Annotated in this window: 14 protein-coding genes; 2 read left to right on the forward strand and 12 right to left on the reverse strand. The window is 42.9% G+C overall.

The genetic code is table 11. From position 1 onward, the window contains the following. Positions 1 to 5 precede the first annotated feature (5 nt). Positions 6 to 941, reverse strand: coding sequence for a glycosyltransferase family 2 protein (locus tag ICE89_RS06360; protein ID WP_216265264.1), 936 nt, complete (start codon positions 939 to 941; stop codon positions 6 to 8). 99 nt (positions 942 to 1,040) lie between these two features. Between ICE89_RS06360 and ICE89_RS06365 the strand changes: the two genes are divergently transcribed. Beyond that, a complete protein-coding gene (locus tag ICE89_RS06365; protein ID WP_216265265.1) occupies positions 1,041 to 2,816 on the forward strand; it encodes an ABC transporter ATP-binding protein in 1,776 nt (591 codons plus the stop codon). A gap of 39 nt (positions 2,817 to 2,855) precedes the next feature. Continuing rightward, positions 2,856 to 4,757, forward strand: a complete 1,902-nt coding sequence (locus ICE89_RS06370) for an acyltransferase (RefSeq protein WP_255558736.1) — start codon at positions 2,856 to 2,858, stop codon at positions 4,755 to 4,757. Here ICE89_RS06370 and ICE89_RS06375 read toward each other — a convergent pair. The 11 genes from ICE89_RS06375 to ICE89_RS06425 form a co-directional block, all read right to left on the reverse strand. Continuing rightward, entirely contained in the window at positions 4,750 to 5,520 is a 771-nt protein-coding gene (locus ICE89_RS06375; RefSeq protein WP_216265267.1) for a glycosyltransferase family 2 protein, read from the reverse strand. The genes ICE89_RS06370 and ICE89_RS06375 overlap by 8 nt on opposite strands. Beyond that, a complete protein-coding gene (locus ICE89_RS06380) occupies positions 5,517 to 6,425 on the reverse strand; it encodes a glycosyltransferase family 2 protein (protein ID WP_216265268.1) in 909 nt (302 codons plus the stop codon). The genes ICE89_RS06375 and ICE89_RS06380 overlap by 4 nt, the downstream gene beginning before the upstream one ends. Further along, complete coding sequence (locus ICE89_RS06385) at positions 6,422 to 7,117, reverse strand: glycosyltransferase (protein WP_216265269.1); 696 nt, start codon at positions 7,115 to 7,117, stop codon at positions 6,422 to 6,424. Before ICE89_RS06385 ends, ICE89_RS06380 begins: the two co-directional genes overlap by 4 nt. Positions 7,118 to 7,119: 2 nt before the next feature. Beyond that, positions 7,120 to 8,277: a hypothetical protein gene (locus tag ICE89_RS06390; protein WP_216265270.1), complete on the reverse strand. Its 1,158-nt coding sequence runs from the start codon at positions 8,275 to 8,277 to the stop codon at positions 7,120 to 7,122. Then, positions 8,267 to 8,914 (reverse strand): hypothetical protein, encoded by a 648-nt coding sequence (locus tag ICE89_RS06395; protein WP_216265271.1) that lies wholly within the window; start codon positions 8,912 to 8,914, stop codon positions 8,267 to 8,269. The genes ICE89_RS06390 and ICE89_RS06395 overlap by 11 nt, the downstream gene beginning before the upstream one ends. Beyond that, positions 8,911 to 10,131: a UDP-N-acetyl-D-mannosamine dehydrogenase gene (gene wecC, locus ICE89_RS06400; RefSeq protein ID WP_216265272.1), complete on the reverse strand. Its 1,221-nt coding sequence runs from the start codon at positions 10,129 to 10,131 to the stop codon at positions 8,911 to 8,913. The genes ICE89_RS06395 and wecC overlap by 4 nt, the downstream gene beginning before the upstream one ends. After that, a complete protein-coding gene (gene wecB / locus ICE89_RS06405; protein ID WP_216265273.1) occupies positions 10,121 to 11,278 on the reverse strand; it encodes a non-hydrolyzing UDP-N-acetylglucosamine 2-epimerase in 1,158 nt (385 codons plus the stop codon). Before wecB ends, wecC begins: the two co-directional genes overlap by 11 nt. 139 nt (positions 11,279 to 11,417) lie before the next feature. Further along, on the reverse strand, positions 11,418 to 12,668 hold the full coding sequence (locus ICE89_RS06410; RefSeq protein ID WP_216265274.1) for a glycosyltransferase family 4 protein: 1,251 nt from the start codon (positions 12,666 to 12,668) through the stop codon (positions 11,418 to 11,420). A 1-nt stretch (position 12,669) separates the two neighbouring features. Continuing rightward, a complete protein-coding gene (locus ICE89_RS06415) occupies positions 12,670 to 14,370 on the reverse strand; it encodes a heparinase II/III family protein (RefSeq protein ID WP_216265275.1) in 1,701 nt (566 codons plus the stop codon). Further along, positions 14,367 to 16,526: a bi-domain-containing oxidoreductase gene (locus ICE89_RS06420; RefSeq protein WP_216265276.1), complete on the reverse strand. Its 2,160-nt coding sequence runs from the start codon at positions 16,524 to 16,526 to the stop codon at positions 14,367 to 14,369. Before ICE89_RS06420 ends, ICE89_RS06415 begins: the two co-directional genes overlap by 4 nt. Beyond that, entirely contained in the window at positions 16,523 to 17,305 is a 783-nt protein-coding gene (locus ICE89_RS06425) for an AglZ/HisF2 family acetamidino modification protein (protein ID WP_216265277.1), read from the reverse strand. The genes ICE89_RS06420 and ICE89_RS06425 overlap by 4 nt, the downstream gene beginning before the upstream one ends.

Below are 17,305 nucleotides of genomic sequence, written 5' to 3' on the forward strand. Positions count from 1 at the left end.
ATGCCTTATTTCTGAGAACTGGCAGACATCATCAGCTTTTTTAAGGGCCTGAGTTGGCGTCTTATAAAGCCCATGAGATTGACTTCATGCACGTGCTTAAAAATCAGAAAATCTCTTGCATCATTTGCTTGTATTTGCTCGGGATGAGTAAAGGGAGGTTTTAATTCCAATACAGGTGAATCGATCAAACATGCTGGCTTATGCTGAGAAGTATGGGTAGCATTAGCCCCATACCCCAGGTTATCCGTTAAGTTATTTTTTGGGATGATGGTCAACCCACCATTGCTCCAACGCGTGAACATAAGCTGATAGTCCCAAGTGTTGAGCTTGCCATCAAACACCCGATTAAATGCATCACGCCAATAAGAGATGACTAAAGGCTTGTTAGGAAATAGTTTTTGTAATCCCCCGCTCCGATCCCATGCAGGCCAGTTTTTTAGGGTTACATCATATGGCTGCCAAGATCTTCTCCATGCAGCCCAACCCCAAATCAGTGGAATTTTTGAGAAGAAATAGCTTTCCCCGCAATCAATCTGTGATGAAATCAAATTAGAGCCGCTAATCATTCCCACTCTTTCATCAAAGCGGTATTTTTCAAGCAACTCGTCGCAATAGTCAAAAAAGCTGGGATCTGGCAACACATCATCTTCCAAGATAATGCCCTCGGGCTCCTGCTCAAAAAACCATGAAATCCCAGTTGAAACGCCGATCTTGCAGCCTAAATTACGCTTCTGAAACAGCATTTTGAGCTCACAAGGCCAGTCAACTTGAGTGGCAATGTCTCGAACCTGCTGGCAAGCCTCTAGCTCACCTGTACGTCCTTTGCGTGGACCATCCGCTGCCACATAGAGCCTAGGTGGTTTGGCTGCCCGTATGCGCTCAAATACCTTAGCAGTGGTATCAGGGCGATTGAATACGAGAAATAGAATGGGGCTACGCATGCGCCTAATGGCCTTAAACTCTTGTTTTGATTATGGAAAGTATACAAGTCATCGTATTCTTCTTAAAATCATGTCACTTCAATCGAATTTGGATCATTAATGGGTCAAGCCCCCGAAAAACTAACAGAGCTACTCAAAAGACTCTGGGACCACTTTAGTCAACGCAGAAAGAAGCAGTTCGGACTCTTGCTAGGCTTAATGATTCTCGCCTCTCTTGCAGAGATTTTAAGTATTGGATCGGTATTGCCCTTCTTGGCTGTATTAACCGAGCCCCAAAGAGTCTTTGACTTGCCACTACTCCAGCCCCTAATTAAGGCCCTTGGCATCAATACAGTTTCAGAATTACTACTCCCAATTACAGCCACCTTTTGCCTGGCAGCAGTCCTAGCCGCCTCAATCAGACTTATCTTGCTTCGATCCAGTCTGTTTCTTTCGGCTGCAGTGGGATCTGATATTGGCTACGACATGTATCAACGCACACTCTATCAACCTTATTCAGTTCAAATGTCCCGCAATACCAGCGAAATTATTGATGGCATCTCCATTAAATCAACAGCCATTGCCAATGGTATTGTGATGCCACTTTTATATATCGCCAGCTCTGCAATCATTACAAGTTTAATTTTTGGAGCACTGATATTTTTTGCTCCGGAGACTACCTTAATAGCCTTTGGTATCTTTGGTTCAATTTATGTAGTAGTTATCAAAATGACTCGCAAACAACAGTTAATTGATAGTAAAAATATTGCGCACGAATCAACTCAAGTCATCAAATCATTGCAAGAAGGTCTTGGCGGTATTCGTGATGTATTGATTGACGGCACCCAAAATACCTTCTGCAGCATTTATAGAAAATCCGACTTTCTTCTTAGAAGATCTTATGCCAGCAGCTCCTTTATTAGCGTAGCTCCCCGCTTTGCCGTTGAAGGGCTGGGCATTCTATTAATAGCGTTACTAGCTTATTTCTTAGCCAGCAAACCGGATGGGGTTTCTAAAGCGGTGCCAATTTTAGGAGCGCTAGCTCTAGCCGCCCAAAGACTACTACCCTTAATGCAACAGGCCTATTCTTCCTGGGCAAACTTAAGACAAAATCAACACTCCTTAAAAGATACCTTAGAGTTTTTAGATCAGCCACTTCCCGAGAATCTCGAGGAAGAAGCAATTGAAGCAATTCCTTTTTCAAAATCGATTGAACTTAATAACATCTCTTTTGTATATTCACCAGAACAAAAAGCGATCTTCAATAATTTATCCCTTAACATTCCTAAAGGTAGTCGCATAGGATTTATTGGTGAAACCGGGAGCGGTAAGAGTACTTTGCTTGATATCTTGATGGGGCTTCTCCCACCATCCAAAGGCGCCTTAGAAATTGATGGCATTCCTATTGCCTCAGACAACATTAGATCGTGGCAGAAACATGTTGCACACGTTCCACAAAGCATATTTTTAGCCGACGGCACTATCGCGGAAAATATTGCCTTTGGAATACCAAAAGATCAAATCGACTTTGCACAGGTAGAAAATGCAGCAAAACAAGCCCAGATCCATGAGATGATCCTCTCTTTGCCGGATAGATACAGCACTCTAGTTGGGGAAAGAGGTGTTCGCCTTTCTGGCGGTCAAAGACAGCGCATAGGTATTGCTAGAGCAATCTACAAAAGAGCAAACGTCATCATCTTTGATGAAGCTACCAGCGCGCTCGATAGTGATACTGAAAAAGCAGTCATGGAAGCCATCGACAGCTTAAGTAATGAGCTAACCATTTTGATAATTGCTCACCGTATTAGCACTCTCAAGAATTGCTCTGCAATTGTTAGATTAGAGGGTGGGACAATTCATTCAATTGGAAATTTTGACACTATTACGACGCAGTAAATTAGCGCCCTCATAAAATACGCTCAATGCGCTCAAAATTTGATTAAGTACAGACCAGATATCGATGGACTAAGAGCCCTTGCAGTCCTGCCCGTGATCCTTTTTCATGCCGGCGTCCCTGGATGGAGTGGCGGCTTTTTGGGTGTGGATGTATTTTTTGTGATTAGCGGCTATCTCATCACAAAAAACCTAGCCTCAAAAGAATTCCTTGATAAAGCGGCTCTGCTTGATTTTTATAATCGCAGAGCAAGGCGAATTCTTCCAGCTTTATCTCTCATGCTTTGCATGGCCTCGGTCTTAGCTTTTATATTGATGACCCCTTCCCAGCTAGGGGACTTCGGCCAAAGCTTGATTGCCTCGGTTACCTTTTCCGCTAACATCTATTTTTGGCTAAAGACAAATTATTGGGCACCATCTGCTGAGTTAACTCCACTTCTTCACATCTGGAGCCTCGGAATAGAAGAGCAATTTTATCTCCTATTTCCATGGGTTTTTATTCTTGTCAAAAGTAAAAAATATAAAGTATGGATATTGATGTGTGCGGGATTCCTCAGTCTAGTGGCGATGCTGTATGTCGATCGACTCGGCTTTAAATCTGAATCCTTCTATTTGCTTCCATTTAGGGCATGGGAACTAATCGCAGGTTCACTGACTGCAATGCTTGCGATATCCAAAAGTGAAATTTTCACTCCGAAAATCAACAATGCTATAAAAATAATCTCCCTCCTCAGCCTCATAGGGTCGCTAAGCTTTTTTAATAATCAAAGTGATGTGCTGTTTTTGTACTCAATACCAATACTAGCCAGCTGTATTCTGATGTTCAATTCACATGGAATGGTGTCAAGCCTGCTTTCCAAAAATGCATTCGTTTACATAGGGTCAATTAGCTATGGCTTATACCTATTTCACCAACCAGCCCTTGCATTTATAAGAATCTATTCTTACGATAATCCGACTCAGATTCAAATCTTAGCCGCATTAATAAGCACTCTTTTTCTAGCTGCAATATCAAATGTCTTTATCGAGCAACCAATACGACAAGGGAAAGGTTCGCCAAAAGCATTTTATGCGTGGCTCTTTGTGATCACGGCAATTCTCATGGCTTTTGGCGTATACCTAACCGGGACCAATGGCCTTAAAGCATACAAATTGTCCAAGATGAATTTGGAGACTAGCGCCCTATTTAAAGCTTTAGAGTCCGAACAGAAGAGCCGCCACCAGCTATGGGCTGAGAAACTGGAAGATTCATCAAGCCCGTTCAAAGAGACATCTGGACGCAAAATTCTCTTCTTGGGCGATTCTATTTCAGAAGATTTGTATATCAGTGCAGAGGCCTCCCTAAAACAGACTGATATTGTGCAATATCGGCGCTTAAAATTAGATGACACCTGCTTTAAATTCTTGGATTCATATTCAAACAACAATATGCCGGATGGCTCTTGCAGAGAGCAAATTTCAACTGTAATGGGGTCTGATCTTTTAAAAAACAGTACTGATGTTGTAATTGCAAATCTTTGGGAGGGCAGTAATGTGGGCACAATATCCGCAATCTTCGGGATCCCACAATTTACTCAAAAAAATATTATTCTTTATGGTGCCCCTACATTCACCGATATAAGCTCCATCTTGTACTATCTTGCAGTTTCAGGATTAGAAAACCAAGACTTACAGTTCAAAAACTTTATCTATAAAAATAGAAACGAGAGAAGGCTTTCCATTAATCAAACTATTGAAAAAATTTCAAGAACCCATAATGCTGCCTACATTAACGCATTTGATTTTTATTGCTCAGATACAAAAAATACATGTGAACTCTTTGATGGCAATACCGCCCGAATAATTGATGGACTTCATCTATCAATCAGTGGATTGTCTCATTTTTCACCGTGGTTAAAAATTACCTTAGATGAGGCAATCAACAATAGCGCTCAACTTAATTAGCTTCGGATTTTTTAAAAATTAATCCCAACAACTTGGTTGGAATCTTTAGCATCAGTAATAGCAAATTAGTATTAATATGATGCTTCCTGCATGCCAATACAATTTCTTTGTTCAGCAAAATCACCCTAGACAGACCGGCAGTACTTGCACCACCATGACGCATTCTAACCATGGGCTCCTTAAGATAGGAATAGCTGGCCTTCTCTACCCATAATAGCCTTATCAGCATTTCATAGTCTGCGGAAATCTTATAATCCAGTGAATAAGGTCCCACTTTGTCATACAGGGCTTTTTTTACAAAAAACGTCGGGTGGGCAGGCATCCATCCAAACCGGAATTTATTCGGAGTGAAATAGCTAGAGTCGTAATATCGCATTACTTTATTGAGATCTAGTGGGTCAACGATGACTAAATCCGCATAAACGCTATCTGTATTTTTTTTCTGCATTTCTCTGATCAAATCTGAGACAGCATGTTTATTGATATAAACATCATCTGAGTTCAGCATTCCTACTATATCGCCAGTTGCATGGGCTATGCCCTTATTCATTGCATCGTAAATACCGCGATCCCGCTCGGAAACAATTGTTGATATGCGATCCGAATACTCGTTAACAATGGATACAGTTTCATCACTCGATCCACCATCAATCACAATGTATTCAATATCGGGGTAGTCTTGGGATAAAACAGACTCAATCGTATCTCCGATAGTCTTGGCGCTATTAAAGCAAACCGTGATGATGGATACCTTTGGGCTCATTGGCTCAACTTAATACCCAAGACACGATCAATAGCGGCCTGAGGTGTAACACCATGCACTTTTATATAACGCTCTACTTCAGCAAATTTGATATCCACTAGATAGCGGTACCAAAAAGCCTGCAGGAAATGGAATTGAGTGCCAACCGCGCCATCCAAGAATCCCGCTAGTAAGAAATAGCGATAAAAAAAATAGCTGAAAGATCGCATACCTAGCGGCATTTTTGAATATAGATTTTCTTTAATCCAGCGCTTCTTACTGATAGATGATGTTGTACCGGAATCCGATACAGAGTCTAGGGCGGTAAAACGATATTTCAAATTCAATAAATCTATGGCCTCGCGGCTAGCATAGTTATTGTGCTTTGTGATCCACCAAGATACGGAGTTTAAATTGTCATCAATCATGTGCCCTGGAAGGTCCAGGCATTTGCCATCAATCTTAATATGCTCATCCATCCACCGAGCTTCTGATTTACCATGTCCATAACGAAATAATCTAGACACTTTATTGCGCCCAACACCACCATGCTCAATCAACTTACCCTGAAAGCACATCTTCCTAAAAAAATGAACGCCCACTGTTTGATTGTCTAACTGTGGTAATTCTTGCTGTAGCTGCACAACTAACCCTGGCGTCAATACTTCGTCGGCGTCAATACGCAGAACCCATTCTGTTTGACTAGGATTAAGCTGAGTCAGCGCCCAGTTAAACTGGATGGAATGATTATTCTGCCAAGCACGCTCTAGCACCCGAGCGCCATATTGTCGTGCAATCTCAATGGTGCGATCGGTTGAAAGCGAATCTACAACCACAATATCGCCCGTTAAAGGCAGTAGAGACTCAATGCACCGTGCTAGATGAATCTCTTCGTTAAAGGTGAGAATAATTGCAGTAATTTTCATAAGCCAAGGGCAATTCTTAAGTATCGAGACTTTAGCCAAAATACAAACTGGGCCCACAGTCGCGGATAGCCATTTTCGATTAGAGCACGACGGTATTCGTCCAGGACCACGGATAAATTTTGGTCGCTACCATAGGGCTCATTCACAATCAAAGGCTTCATACTCTTTGCAATGCGTAATTGGGATTTATTTATGCGTAAATAGTGCTCAAAATCTGCCGCATAGCGATAAGACTCATCATATGGATTTTTTTGAAGGAGCTTAGCAGAGTAGATGATTGCCTGATGAGATGTTGGCATTGACCAAATTCGCCAAGCATTACTGCGTGGAAGTCGTGTTCTACCCCTAATCTGAAATCCGAAGAGATGCAGGTCGCTGCCATCCTTCAAGCCCATTTCTTGACATGATCCAATAGCAGCATGAAGCTCATCACCGCTATTGAGAAACAGAATCTGGTCGCCATTTGCATGGCTAATACCCTTATTCATGGCGTTGTAAATCCCAGAATCGGCTTCCGAAACGACCCTATCCCCCTTGCTGGCAAAACTGTTTGCCAGCTCTAGTGAGCTATCTGTAGATCCGCCATCAATAAAAACCCACTGGAACCCTGAGTTGCGCAGTGATTGCAAGGAATCAATTGTCTTCTTTAAGCCAACCGCATTATTGAAGTTAATCGTAACAATACTTAACATGGCTAGCGATGAAGAGGCTGATGGTTTGGATGATGAACTTGCACATAAGCGTAAACACACATCAGAACACCTAAGAATGCCAGGCCATTTGAAAAGCCGCCAACCGATGTAGCAACGCAAGCCATGGGTGCAACTATAAGCATAGCTAGCTTAGTGCCAGTTTCACGCCTCACAAGCAAGAAGAACATGATCGGAATGAGTAGCGTTACATAAAAACCAAATTGAAATAATCCCCTAGTGTAAAAGGCCTGAAGCATGATGGGGTCACAGTTGTTACTGTTACCAACAAACCATTCTGCAAAATCAGGTAACTTGATACAGAGATAGGTCGGGAGTTTGGCATAGATACCATGCCCAAATGGATAAGAGAGTAGCTCTAAGAAACTCCCATCGTAAGTACTCCACATTAAATTCAAGGTCTGCAGGCGATCAACATTACCGGAGATTTGCGTAATATTGCGGCCAACCACTACAAAACCTGCGGCAATAACGGCAGCACTGAAAGCTATAAGACGTTTCTTAATGTCCAATGTCCAAAAATAAAATGGACTAATAAGAATGAAGGAGAGAAGACCCGAGCGACTATTGGCAAGTAATATCACCATAGCAAGGAGAAAGTAATTCTTTAAACTGCGATCTTTATAAATAAATACCAATGCAATGAAGCAGGAGATGTAGAAGGTAATTTCGAAATTATTCTCAAAAATAAAAAATGGCCTAGCCTCGGGTATTAGCCTAGAAAGAGGCGGATGATTTTTAATAAAAAAGAGAGCAATATTCCAGATTAGTAAAAATGGATAGAAAACAACCACCCCTTTTATAAATGGGTATAAAGATTTTTTGGGGGCGTTGCTGGAATATAAAGCGAGAATGCAGATATAAATAAATGGCTTTAAGGTAACTAGGAATTTATTTTGATATTCAAGATCTGATGGCTCTGGAGAGAATAAATAAAAACCAAAAAATAACACTCCACCCACGAAAAATAAAGGGGAAATCTTCTGATCTAAATCTTTAAGCTTATAAGTTAAATAGGCCAGCAATATTGCATCGGGAATAAAAAAAACTGGTATCGATTTAAAAAATACCAATGCATTAATCAGCATGCAAATTATAAAAAAACCTGCGAGTGATTTAATGTCAGCCAGCTTATGCTGCACGATAGCGCCTTCTCAAAATAACGTAGGCAACTGCACCCACAAACCCTAACAATGAAGCAAGAAGTATGGTATTCGTAATACGAGGTTTAATATAGGAATCGCTCATTTGAATTTGCGAAATCAGCCCTGGACCTTCATATGCCTGGATTTTCCCTTTCTGAATGGTGCTTGATTTTGAGAACCCATCCTCACCTAGCCTTCTACTTAAGGAGGCATCTGAATTCTCAACAATAAACTGGGCAAGGGAACTCGCGCATTTTTTAGATTGCTCAACTCCTACTAAGCGTACAGATATGCCCATTACACCACCAAAATCATCAATCACATCTACCTGAATAGAATTAACCAATGAGCGGCGCAGCGCATGGCTATCCTCCCCCATGCAAACTTTCACCAATTCACCTGGAAACCCTTGTGGCGACATCAGATCGCGACGAGTATTGCGACCAAGTTTCAAGACGGTCCAATTGCCATCGATAGATATTTTGGCTGTTTTAACCTGAAAGTAAGCCTCATAGGTTTTTGGCGTTACCGCCAAATACACAGCGGCTGCAAGTAAGAAAACCAGCTGCCAAATAATGAGCAATTTTTTATTTTGCGACCAAAAGTCACAAATGATTTGATAGCTAATTCTCATAAGATTCCACAATAATCTAAAACGGTTTTACCACTTAGGTCGGCGTGCTTTACTAAATCAATAAACTGGCGATGTTTCACCAAAAAAATGAGTAGGTCGGCTGAATCGTAGGCCTTGGCAGGATTGCAAAGAGTAAATGAAGCATGCCCCTCAATATTGGGCTCAACCACTAATAATTCGCAATCCATTGCGGAAATTTTTTCAGCAACCAATAGCGCTGGTGACTCGCGCAAATCATCTATATCGGGCTTAAATGCCAATCCAAAACATGCCACAGTAGGCTTTCTCTGCAAGGAAGATTTCAGCGTATTAATTTGATCTGCTATTTGAGCAATCACCCATTCTGTTTTGCCATCGTTCACAGTCCGTGCCGTATGAATTAAACGCGCATTATGAGGATCTTTCGCCACAACAAACCATGGGTCGACAGCAATGCAATGTCCGCCAACACCAACACCCGGAGTCAAAATATTCACTCGTGGATGACGATTGGCGAGCTCGATTAGCTTGGTGACATTAATATTAGCATTAGCACATATAAGAGATAACTCATTGGCATAGGCAATGTTGACATCTCGATAGCTATTTTCGGCAAGCTTGCACATTTCAGCAGTAGGCGCATTCGTTTGAATAACCTCGCCACGTACGAAGCTCTTATAAAACTCTGAAATGGCCTCTGATGCACCGGTTGTCATTCCACCCACCACCCGATCATTCTCTACCAATTCAGTCATGATTTTGCCTGGCAGCACTCTCTCCGGACAGTAGGCAATATGAATTTTTGATACATCCACCCCTAACCCACTTAACACCTGCGTCATCGCTGCCGTTGTGCCCACAGGTGAAGTCGATTCCAAAATAATTAAATTACCAGACTTCAAATAAGGAGCTATGCTTTTAACAGCAGACTCCACATAGCTAATATCAGGCTGCGGTATTCCATCCTGCTTCTCTAAAAGCGGAGTTGGGACGCACACCATAAAAATATCGGCATGTGCTGGCTCTGTTTGGGCCTTTAATTTTCCAGAACTGACTGCAGATCTAACAAATGCATCTAAATCAGGCTCAACAATGTGTATTTGCCCCTTGTTAATGATCTCAACTGTTTTTGGGTTAACGTCCACACCAATCACTTGGTAGCCCTTGCCAGCCAAGAGCGCTGCTGTTGGCAACCCGATATAGCCCAGGCCAATCACGCACACTGTTTTATTTTGCATGAACACCTCTTAGCACCTCAATAATTCGTTTACATGCCTGACCATCGCCATAAGGATTGGTTTGCTGAGCCATTTTTTGGTATGCTGATTCACTATCTAACAACTCTTTGACTCCATGAATAATTGCTTCGCTCTTTGTGCCGACTAGCTTTACCGTTCCAAAGCTAATAGCTTCCGGACGCTCGCTAACATCACGCATCACCAATACGGGCTTACCAAGGCTTGGCGCCTCTTCCTGTATACCGCCGCTGTCAGTCAACACGACAAAGCAATGTTTCATTAAATAAACAAATTCGGGGTACCCCAAAGGATCAATTAAATGGATGTTGGCATACCCCTTTAATAAATCTTGAACCGGCCAGAGAATTTGGGGATTAAGATGGACTGGATAGACAAAATGTACGGAGGGGTAGTCTTTTGCAAGCGCTGAAATCGCCTTACAAATCTGCTTAATACCATCACCAAAGTTTTCACGGCGATGCCCTGTAATCAAAGCAAAGCGTTCGCTCCTCCAATCAAATGGCAATTGACGTGATAAAGACTCGGTGATTGAATTGACTTGAGCGGGATCACGATCGATTTGGTCTAAGGCCAAAAATAAGGCATCGATGACAGTATTGCCAGTAACGGTAATTGAAGCATCCTCAAAAGATTCACTCAAAAGATTACTTCGATTTCCTTCGGTGGGGGCAAAATTCCAGCGAGCTATCTTACTGACTACTTGACGATTAAATTCCTCAGGGAAAGGCTCCATCATTCGATGGGTGCGCAACCCTGCTTCAACATGGCCAATGGGAATACCCGCAAAGAACCCAGCCATTGCAGTTGCCAAGGTAGTGCTGGTATCGCCATGAACGAGCAGCATATCGGGCTGCTTGCCTTCAATCACCTGAGCTACGGAAGCAAGAACTGAAGCAACCAAACCGCTAATGGTCTGACCTGATTTCATTAAATTAAGATCGATATCAGGCGTGATCCCAAAAAAAGAAAGTGCCTGATCAAGCATTTCGCGATGTTGCGCAGTCACACACACAATCACCTCAAACTCATTTGGAAGCTTTTTTAAGTCATGGATTAGGGGTGCCATTTTGATGGCTTCAGGCCTAGTTCCAAAGACGATGAGGATTTTTTGACGTTTATTTGACAATTTTGGACGGCGTAAGCACTTAAATATGTAATTTAGTAGATTTTAATCTTTAATTTCAAAGACCTATAAATTTTCATACTAAAAAAGGGAATGAAAATATCAACGAAAAATCAAGGATATTTGCTGGATTGAGCGCTTTTTATGCTTTTCCGCGTCCTGAGTGGCCAGCAAGATGATGTTGCAAAATTTGGAGCATATTGAGCGCCAACTGCCTCCGCTCAAATGCGCCAGCAGAATTCAAGGCTGCCCGCCGCATTTGACCTAAGGATGCAGAATTGACTGGTAACGTCATTAGCTCAAGAGCAAGCTCTTTCGGGTTTTCGGGGGGAACAGTTTTTCCAACCCCCAAACGATTAACAATTTCCGCCGACTCACCCAAAACCCCATGTAAAACTGGAATCCCCATCCCCATACATTCAAACAATTTAGAGGGGATAACTTTTTCAAATAATGGATCTTTTTTAAGATGAATGATTGACACATCCAACAGCGACCAATAATCACCAACCTCTGATTTCGGGACCGTATCAATAAAAGCAATATTCTTGAGCTTTTTTTGGGAAGCGAGCTCCTTAATCACGCCCTTTCTTGCGCCATCCCCCAGAACAAGAAAATGAATATTTATAGCAGCGGGTATACCTTGAAGAATCTCGGCTGCCTCGACCAATGTTTCGAGCCCGTGTGCCATGCCAATGGTGCCAATGTAGCCGGCAACAAATTTATTCTCGAGCCCTAGTTGTTTTAAGAGGGCTTGGTTTTTACTGCGAGGTTTAAATAAACTTAAATCCACTCCATTGGTTATTACATCAATCTTCTCCGCCGAAATACCTCGTGAGACGAGCTCTACTTTAAAAGACTGTGTCAGACTAATAACGCGGTTGGCTTTTCTATATAAAAACAGCTCCAGCTTTTCTAGCGAGCGATACAGAACTCCATCCTTCATTGAACCAACAGCTTTAATCGATTCAGGCCAAATATCTCTCAATTCAAAAATCCAAGGGACGCGCTTCAGAAGTCCGACAACGTAGGCAGCGCAAACTGTGAAGAACTGAGGTGATGTACCAATCACAACATCCACCTTCTTTGTAAATAAAGAGGCAATTGTGGCCGCTACCATAAAGCTTATGTAATCCAAACTGCGCCTCACAAAGCCTTCGTTGGCGGTAATGTAAGACCAAACCCGAATTACTCGAATACCTTCAATGGTTTCGGTCTGACACAAGCGATTTTTATATCCCGGGAAAACTTTTCCTTTTGGGAAGTTAGGGGCACAAGTAATCACGGTTACCTGCTCACCCAACTTAACCCACTCACGACAATGTTCAAAGGTGCGACTAGCAGGCGCGTTGACCTCAGGGGGAAAGTTATCTGTTAGAAAAAGGATGTGCACATCAACCCCACTGAATCTGCACTTGCGAACTCAAGGTGCCATTACCAACCAACTCAACAACCATACATTGCGTTTCTTGCGATATCCCAAACTCTGGAGCATAGGTACTTTTCTCAAGATAAGCGTTACCAGAATGAACTCTAAGCTGCACAAGACTCTGATTAGGCAGCTGCAGCTCCCAGTGATTTATATTTACTAATGAAACTCTGACCGAAGGATGCAAGACATATCTTGCGACTGATCTTGGGAGAGCTTTAGCGTTTTTTTCATCCCCTCTGTAAACTCTGTCGCCAACCACCAGATCTTTCGTGGACATATTCCAGGTTCTGGCATGCATCAACCCAGAAATTAGTCTTTGATAGCCGTTGTGTGCACAGGAAACCTCAAATCCTTGATTGGCATTGGTAATGGTTAAGTCCACTGGTTTAGCTCTATTGGCCACCCTAAAATGCCCCCAAACTTCAGAAGAGTCTTCTCCATCAACCTCAACTGTGCTATGGGTTTTTGTAGAACGCTCGTAAGACCGCGAAGCCCCTGCATAGGTAGAGGTTCCGCCATTCACGATTAATCTCTCACCAAATACAGAAAGCTCAAATGAAAGGGTGTCTGCATGAGCGTGTCCAGGCAGATAATCGGGGCCAATTTCAGCCACGTCCAGAATTGCACATGCATCGCTATTCTCTATGTGGATATATCCAGCTTCACGTAAATGAACTAAAGAGAGCCCATTTGATTGTTGGCACTCGACGCCTGACACTCTTAATACGGCATCAATACCTAGAGATTGAGCATAATTGCTTAATTGAGAGAGAGACGCAGCAATCTCCAATGCAGCATCATTAAAAAAGCCAATTTTTCCATCCGGATGATTTAACTGTTCATATGCAGACAGCATGTTTTTACCAACGGTCTTCATTGATGCCAAATAGTCGGCATCTAACTTTTCTGGGAAAGTCTGGGCTAAATTGACTAAATCCAATACATCCTCAAGAATGATGGCGTGATACATCGGACTGCGCTCAAAGTGCACCCCATCAGCCAAAATTTGTTCGGGGAGTTGCTCCGCCAAAATGCTCCTTCCAAGTCTTAGCCAACTCTGGGGCTCATCGCCATCAAAAAATATTCCTGCAAATACCAGTGCTTTCGCATTGGCCAACAAATGATTGCCAAGTAAATGCCACTCAACTCTCTTGGCTAACCATCTAGCCTGCAAATAGAGACTTTCAAGCTCCGCCGCTCCAAGCCTATTGCCAGCCAATGACCACTTGACCCAATTGACTATTCTTAATGAACTTGGATATGGCTCCCAGCCATTGCCACGAGTGGATGGATTCTCTGCAACCCAGCGAGAAATTAGCTGGTGATGCCACTCAAGCCTATCAGATGCATTTTGCGCATTAAGGTCATCAAAATAATGTAAGTTATAAAGCCATAACTTGGGCAACTTAGGATCATTCCACCCATCGCCCCCAATAATTTCTTGCGTCTGATTTAAAAAACAAAATGTATTTTTTTCTATTAGAGACTGATTATGGGCTACTGGTCTTTGCCAAATACCCTTTGGTTTAGCAAGATGAATCCGAGACAAATCACAATTGAGTGATGGCTGATAGTAACGAAACCAAAAGCGTCGATAGATTTGAATCGGCTTAAGGTAACGAAGGGTATTCCAATACAGCAAGGCTTTTTTAGCCGAACTCAATGCGCCTCCTGGGCGATCTCAATGGTTACTCTAGATACTTCTTCAATCTCTTCAAACGGGATAGGCGTTGGCCCACCCTGTTCGATCGCATCTATAAACGCTTGAACGCAAGCTTGTTGGCCCTTGTCTTGCCTAAAGAGATTCATGCTTTTAAATCCAGGCCAACCGTAAGCTCGTAATTTTCTAAAGTTATCAAGGGCGAGAATTTTCCCGCCACAGAAAACATCTAAACGCTCTTTGGGAAAAGCTTTGCTGCCGTTAGCCAAGTATTGAATCGAAGCGATTGATCCATCGGCAAACTTGAGTCCAATCATGACGGAATCTGCAGGCGCCGAAACTCCAGCAGCACTCATAGACTGAACCGAATGCTCGGTAATTTGAGAGCCTGCCAAATAGCGCATTAAATCAATAAAGTGGCACGCTTCTCCAATGATGCGGCCACCACCCACTTGACCATCCTGGGTCCAATGAGAGCCATCAATTCGACCAGCATTGACTGTCATCACAAATGACTTGGGTACGCCAGCATCTTTAATGAGGGATTTAATTTTCTGAATCTGTGGTGCAAACCGTCTGTTAAATCCGACCATGAGGTGCGGTCGCTTATCAGCATCTAAACCACGATACAGATCACTAATTTGCCCTAACTGCTCAAGATTCAGACACAAAGGCTTTTCTACAAAAACATTTTTTTGAGAGTGCAAGGCGCCCATTACATACTGTGCATGACTATCATGCTGCGTTGCTACCGCGATGGTATTTACTTGTGGATCTTGGATAACCATCTCAGCACTGGTTACTGCAGATGTAAATCCAAACTTTTTACCCGCGTAGACACTGGACACCCCAGCGCGCGAGGCTATTGATAGCAAATGCGCACCCGCTTTTTGAAAAGCGGGGATCAATACTGAAATTGCATAATTACCTGATCCAATAAATCCTACAGATGCTTTTTGAGGTGATCTTGATGCCGATGAATGCAAACCCAAACCAGCATTAGTTAAATCAACTTGATTGCTTCGTAAAACCACATCAGCAATCAATGAAGCATTGGGATACTCAAATAAGATTCCTAATGAGGATTCGTTAGAGGTAATGAGATCGTAGGCTTGATTAGCATTTTCTAGTGCGTAACGATGCGAGATGAGCGGCTTCACATCCAATCTTCCTGAAGCCATCATGTCGAGAACCGCTTCAAAATTACGCTGCTCAGTCCACCTTACGAAACCAACTGGGTAGTCATTGCCACGCTCTTCATAGCTGGCATCGTAACGACCTGGTCCATAAGAGCAGCTCACCTGAAAGCTCAGCTCTTTTTCGTAGAAGTCGGCGCGAGATAACTCCAACCCAACCACTCCAACTAAGATGATTCTTCCGCGCTTGCGAGACATCAGGGCAGCTTGATGCACCAAATCATTGCTTTGTGAGGATGCGGTGATGATTACAGCATCTACCCCCCTACCCCTCGAATGGGTTATAGCGGCATCAACTGGACTTTGCCCATTAGATACATCTATTATTTCAGCACCAAATTGTTCTGCTAACTTTAGCTTAATCGGATCAACATCAATCCCAATAACGCGACAGCCATTTGCTTTAAGAAGTTGTACTGCAATCAAACCAATCAAACCTAAGCCTGTAACAGCAACTGTTTCACCCAAAGTAGGATTAGCAAGGCGAATACCCTGCAAAGCAATTGATCCGATGACAGTAAAAGCTGCCTCATCATCACTCACTGAATCCGGAATCTTTGCACATAGATTGCCAGGCACGCAAACGGCTTGAGCATGCTTACCATTTGAGGCAACACGATCGCCCAAGACAAAGCCTCCAATTTGAGAGCCTACCTCAAGGACGGTCCCAACGTTGCAGTACCCCAATGCCAGCGGTTGATCTAATTTGTTTTGAACTGCCTCAATAGTGGGCAATAATCCATCGGTCTTGATTTTATCAATAACCATTTTGACTTTATCTGGCTGAGAGCGCGCTTTTTCAAGCCAACCAGCCTGACCAAATTCGACCAACATACGTTCCGTGCCCGCAGATACCAGCGACTTACTCGTGCGAATTAAGAGCTGTTTTGGGCCGGGTGTTGGGCAGGGGATATCCGCCAATTCAGTGGCTCCCGTTTTTAAGCTTTGCAGGACCTGCTTCATGAACGACCCATTCCCACCCTCACAAGGGCATCTTTATCACCTCTAGAAGGGTAATTTATTAATACTGCCCGATATTTACCCTTAAACACAAAAAGACTACCGGCTGCTGCCCCAATAATGCCAAATTTCTCAATCAAACCCTGAATATCTGCCAGTGAACCAGCACCACCTAAAGCAGTGATGGGAAGACTCGTTTGCTTGCGAATAGCCTCTATTAAGCCCAAATCATACCCTTGCATTAAGCCATCTTGATCAATCGAGTTAATCACAATCTCACCAGCGCCCAAACTCTCCATTTTTTCAACAAAATCGATGGGCGACAACCCAGATGAGGCACCCCCATTTTGGGTAAAAACCTCATAACGACGCAATAAACCTGTTTTCTTAATGTCCAGGACTACCACCACACTCTGACTACCGACACGTTTTGCGGCCTGGGCAATGAAATCCGGATCTGCAATTGCTGCGGAGCTAATAGCCACTTTTTCAACGCCCAGCTGAATAATTCGCTCTAGCTGTTCAATATTCTTAACTCCACCTCCATAGCAAAGTGGCATTCGACACTCATTGGCCAAGCTACGAATTAATGCATAGTTTGGCTCTTGCCCCAAAGTACTGGCATCAATATCCAAAACAATGAGCTCATCAACTTCTTTTTCATTAAAAATTTTGACGGCATTAATGGGGTCGCCTACATACTTAGGATCTGCAAACTTTTGCGTCTTAACGAGACCCCCATTTTGAATGAGCAAACAAGGAGTAATACGCGGCCTAAGCAT

The organism is Polynucleobacter sp. AP-Kaivos-20-H2 (assembly GCF_018882215.1).
In the GTDB taxonomy this organism is placed as follows: domain Bacteria; phylum Pseudomonadota; class Gammaproteobacteria; order Burkholderiales; family Burkholderiaceae; genus Polynucleobacter.